6 protein-coding genes are annotated in these 4,734 nt (G+C 72.9%); 2 read left to right on the forward strand and 4 right to left on the reverse strand.

The features are described from left to right. Positions 1 to 180: 180 nt before the first annotated feature. The 4 genes from ACFV3E_RS46400 to wrbA form a co-directional block, all read right to left on the reverse strand. Entirely contained in the window at positions 181 to 894 is a 714-nt protein-coding gene (locus ACFV3E_RS46400) for an SDR family oxidoreductase (RefSeq protein ID WP_500542555.1), read from the reverse strand. A 139-nt stretch (positions 895 to 1,033) separates the two neighbouring features. Further along, a complete protein-coding gene (locus ACFV3E_RS46405; RefSeq protein WP_500542557.1) occupies positions 1,034 to 1,306 on the reverse strand; it encodes an MmyB family transcriptional regulator in 273 nt (90 codons plus the stop codon). Positions 1,307 to 1,857: 551 nt separating this feature from the next. Further along, entirely contained in the window at positions 1,858 to 2,508 is a 651-nt protein-coding gene (locus ACFV3E_RS46410) for a DsbA family oxidoreductase (RefSeq protein WP_500542559.1), read from the reverse strand. 115 nt (positions 2,509 to 2,623) lie between these two features. Further along, complete coding sequence (gene wrbA, locus ACFV3E_RS46415; RefSeq protein WP_500542561.1) at positions 2,624 to 3,232, reverse strand: NAD(P)H:quinone oxidoreductase; 609 nt, start codon at positions 3,230 to 3,232, stop codon at positions 2,624 to 2,626. A 189-nt stretch (positions 3,233 to 3,421) separates the two neighbouring features. Here wrbA and ACFV3E_RS46420 point away from each other — a divergent pair, with 189 nt between their 5' ends. Further along, positions 3,422 to 3,895: a MarR family winged helix-turn-helix transcriptional regulator gene (locus tag ACFV3E_RS46420; protein ID WP_500542563.1), complete on the forward strand. Its 474-nt coding sequence runs from the start codon at positions 3,422 to 3,424 to the stop codon at positions 3,893 to 3,895. A 118-nt stretch (positions 3,896 to 4,013) separates the two neighbouring features. Next, complete coding sequence (locus ACFV3E_RS46425; RefSeq protein ID WP_500542565.1) at positions 4,014 to 4,577, forward strand: CGNR zinc finger domain-containing protein; 564 nt, start codon at positions 4,014 to 4,016, stop codon at positions 4,575 to 4,577. The last annotated feature ends 157 nt before the right edge of the window (positions 4,578 to 4,734 follow it).

Here is a 4,734-nt window from a genome sequence, read left to right on the forward strand (position 1 = left end):
CCGCCAGCCCCACGAGGACTGACGCCCTCCCCGGGTGCGGGGGGGGGCGCCCCCCCGCGGCCCCGGCCCCCGCCGGCCCCGGGGGGGGGGCCCCCCCGCGCGCCGCCCGCCGGCGGGGGGGCCGCGCCCCGCCCCCCCGGGGGGCCCCCGCGCCGCCCCCCCCGCCCCCCCGCCGCCGTGTCATGCGCCCGGGGTGGCGCTCGGGGGCCCGGAGAGGGCGGACTTGGCGCGCCGGGTCTCCTCGTCGGCGAGGACTTCCGGCCGGTCGTGGAGCAGCGCGTCCATGGTCAGTTCGGCCACCGTCCCGGCGCTGATCTTCGGGGCGTCGGTCCACGCGCTGAGTTCGGTGTCCACGAAGCTCGCGTGGACTCCCACCACCAGCGTGCCCTGGGGGTGCAGGGCCTGCCGGAGGGTGTCGGTCAGCGACCACGCGGCCGCCTTGGAGGCCGCGTACCCGGGGATCAGCGGCTGGCCGACCCAGGACGCCAACGAGAGCATGTTGACCAGCGCCCCGCCCCCGTTCGCGGCCAGGATGGGGGCGAAGGCCCGGGAAACGGCCCAGGTGCCGAAGTAGTTGACCTCCATCGCCTGGCGCGCGCCGTCGAAGGAACCCTCCAGCAGACGGGTGCCGGCGCCGCCCGTGCCCGCGTTGTTGACGACGATGCTGACGTCGCCGGCGGCGGCGGCCGCCGCGGCGACCTCGTCGGGCTTGGTGACGTCCAGGCGCAGGGGGACGAGAGTGTCGTCCACCAGGCTCTGGTCGACGAGGCCCTCCGGATCGCGGACGCCCGCGTAGACCTTGGACGCGCCGTGCGTGATGAGCGCGCGGGCGAAGGCGCGGCCGATGCCGCGACTCGCGCCCGTCACCAGGGCGACCGACCCCTTGATGTGCATCGTGCCTCCTTCCTGCGGGCGCGCCCTGCCCGGACCGGCCGCGCGGTCGTCGGCGGCCCCGGGCGGTGTGCGGCGGCCCTCGGCGCAGGCGCGGATCGGCCTGCGGGGCCAGGTTAACAGCTGACTTTAAATGTGAAAGTCAGATGACCGGGCCGGTCGGGCCGCTCTGCTCGGCCCACTGGGCGCGCCGGCGCAGGGCCCGGTCGGAGGCGGTCGCGGGCTCCGCGGTGCAGACGCCGAGGATCCGGTCCGGACCGCCGGTGACGGCGAGCGCCACGCAGTGGAGGGGGAGGGCGAGTTCACCGACCACCGGATGGAGGAAGTGCGTGACCCCGTTCGTGCGGCGCTCGATGCCGTGGTCGTCCCACCACGTCGGGAAGTCCTCGTCGCGCCCGGACGGTTCGCCGACCAACTCGGCGAGCCGGGGGTCATGGGGGTGCTTGCCGGCGTGGAGGCGGGCGGTCGAGGAAGATGACCCGGGCCGTGTTCCGCTGCCGCTGGGGGGCGCGTCGAAGTCGGTCTGAGCGCATGGGCGAGCCGGTCGGCGGCCAGGGCGTCGGTGCGGCGCCCCATCATCACCGCGAGGACGTCGGTCATCGCCTCCAGGAGGTGGGGCAGGGCCGGACGCACCCGTTGCGGCGGCAACGGACGGGGCGCCGGGCGCGATTACTACGTACGCCTGGAGCGCGGGCACCACGTACGTACGCCTGGAGCGCGGGCACCACGTCAACGTGTCCGGGATCGCCCTCGCGGCCCGCGCCCTGCGCCTGACGCACCCGTTGCGGGCGGGCCTGGCCACGGCGAACACGACGACGAACGGGACCATCACCGGAGGAACGCCCCGAGCGCGGCGTTCCGGGCGTGGTCCCTGGTCATGTGCGCGTGCGTCTCCCTCACGCTACGGCGCCCGCCACGGGGGAACGCGCCGCAGAGGGGTACGGCCGGAGCCCCCCGGTCCGGGCGTCAGGCCCGGGCCCCCACGTGGTCCTCCCACGCCTGCTCCAGGGCGCGCGTGAACAGCTCGACGGGCTGCAGTCCGCTCACGCCGTACTTCCGGTTCAGCACGAAGAACGGCACTCCGCCGGCACCGAGTTCGGCGGCCAGCCGCTCGTCGGCCCGCACCTGCTGCGCGTACGCGTCGGGGTCGGCCAGGACGGCGCGTGCCTCCGCCCGGTCCAGTCCCGCCTCGGCCGCCAGGTCCAGCAGGGTCTCCGTGTCGTAGACGGAACGCTCGTCCGCGAAGTTCACCCGGAAGGCGAGGTCCAGGAGTTCGTGCTGGACGCCGTGCTCCTTGGCGAAGTGCAGGAGGCGGTGGACGTCGAAGGTGTTGCCGTGGACGCGGCCGCCGATCCGGAAGTCCAGCCCTTCGGTGCGCGCCTCGGACGCGGCGTGCTCCTCCCGTGCGACCTGCTGCTCGCGGGTGCGCCCGTACTGCGCGGCCACGGCGTCGATGATCGGCGTCGTGCCGTTCCTGGCGTCCGGGTTGAGCTCGAACGACCGGTGCACCACCTCGACGCCGTCACGGTGCTCGAAGCCGGCGAGGGCCCGCTCGAAACGGGCCTTTCCGGCGTAGCACCAAGGGCAGGCGATGTCGGTCCAGATCTCGACGCGCATGTTTCCGCATCTCCCTTTCGTGGGTTCGGTGAGGATGTGGGGAGCGGCGCCGCGCGGCTCCCCCGGTGAGGGGGCCCGCCGCGCGGCGCCGCTGCCGGCGGGGTGCCGGGAGGGGTCAGGCCGCCTTGAGCTGCGCGGCGACGCGCACGACGCGCTCGGCCTGGACGCGGGCGGCGGTGCGGGTGACCTCGTCCACGGGGTTGTTGCCCTGGCCGTCCACGTGGGAGGTGCCGTAGGGGTTGCCGTCGACGAACTTGGACGGCTGGGTGAAGCCCGGGGTGACCGTGATCCCGCCGAAGTGGTGGATCGAGGTGTAGAGGGCCAGCAGCGTGGCCTCCTGGCCCGCGTGCGCGGTGGCGCTGGAGACGAAGGCGCTGTAGACCTTGTCGCTCAGCTTGCCCTCGGCCCACAGCCCGCCGAGCGTGTCGATGAACTGCTTGAGCTGCGCCGAGACGTTGCCGAAGCGGGTGGGGGTGCCGAAGATCACGGCGTCGGCCCACTCGATGTCCTCGGGCGTGGCGTGCGGGACGTGCGTGTTCGCCGCGTGGTGGGCCGCCCAGGCCGGGTTGCTCTCGATGGCGGCCTGCGGGGCGAGTTCGGCCGTCTTCACCAGGCGCACCTCGGCGCCGGCCTTGACGGCGGCGTCGTGCAGTTCCCTGGCGATCTCGGTGATGGTGCCGGTCGACGAGTAGTAGACGATGGCGAGCTTGACGGGGGTGGCCACAGGAGGCTCTCCGCTTCTTTTCGTTTCTTTGCGATGGGGGGATGGGCGGACCGGAATCACTAACTGACCGGTCGCCTATTTGAAGCTAGACGACCGGTCGACAACTGTCAAAGACATGTGCTCGAACCGGTTCGCGCCGGAGTGCCGATCATTGGCCTCGTTGACCTGTCAAGAAGCTAAAGTGGGGGGATGGCGTCCACGAAGCAGCAGTTGCAGCCCCTCAGCGCGAGCGAGGAGGCGTTCGTGCGCGCGCTGGGCCGGGTGCTCCTGGAGCTCCCGCGTGCCGTCGACGCGGACATGGTCGAGGGGGCGGGGCTGCCGCTGTCCGAGTACACGCCGCTGAGGCACCTGTCCGAGACCCCGGGGCGCGCGATGCGGATGAGCGAGCTCGCCGCCGCCTGCAGCCTCTCCCTCAGCGGGATGACCCGCGTCGTCATCCGGCTCGAGAAGCACGGCTGGGTGGAACGCGTCAAGTGCGCCGAGGACGGCCGTGGCTGGAACGCGGTGCTGACGGACGCCGGGCTCGAACGCCTGGAGCAGGCCTGGCCGACGCACCTCGCCAGTGTGCGACGCCACCTCGTCGACCACTTCGCCGACCAGGACCTCGCCGAGCTGACCATCGCGCTGCGCCGGGTGGCGGCCGACCAGGGCGCTCCCGCCTGACCCCTGCCTGTTCGCGGTGGAGGCCATCCGCCGTCGGGCTGCGGGGCGCGGGAAAGGTGTGCCGCCGTCGGGCCGGTGTCTTGCCCTCTTGTTCGTCACCTGCCAAAATGGTGACATGATGCATGTGTTCAAGTGCGGCGTGCCCGTGCTGGACTTCGTGGGAACCCTGAGGCGCCGTCGCAACCCGGAGCCCCAGGAGATGCTCACCACGCCCGAGAGCCTCGACGCCTGGTTCCGCGAGTCGGGGCTCGTCGACGGGGACGTCCTGTCGCAGCCGTCCGACGTGGCGGAGGCGGTCTCCCTCCGGGAGGCGGTCTTCTCGCTCGTCAGGTCCGCGCTGAACAAGGAGGGCTACGACACCGACGCGCTCGCGCTGCTCAACGCGGCGGCACGCAGGCCGTCCGCCGTCCCGCAGCTCACCAGGGACGGGCGCAGGGTCGAGGCGACACCGCAGCAGGCCCTGTCGTCGCTGGCCCGGGAGGCCGTGCGGCTCCTCAGCGGCCCGGACGCGGAGCTGGTCAAGGAGTGCAGCAGGCCGGAGTGCACGCAGATCTACCTCGACCGCTCGCACGGCAGCCGTCGCGAGTGGTGCGCCATGGACCCCTGTGGCAACCGCGTGAAGGCGGCGGCGTACCGCGCGCGCAAGAAGGCGGCCACGCCGCGGACGGCCGTGTCCGCGTAGCCCGCCGCCGCACGGAGCGAGTGACCGTCGGGTACGCCCGGGTGGCGGGGCCCCCGCCGAAGGCGGGCCCCCCCCCCCCGCGGGTTTAAACAAAAAAAACCACCCCACAAACCAAAAAAAAAACGATTATGACGAGTTGGTGTAAAAAATCGTGGTC

Origin of the sequence: Streptomyces sp. NPDC059718 (genome assembly GCF_042733315.1) — a bacterium.
Taxonomy (GTDB): Bacteria; Actinomycetota; Actinomycetes; order Streptomycetales; family Streptomycetaceae; genus Actinacidiphila.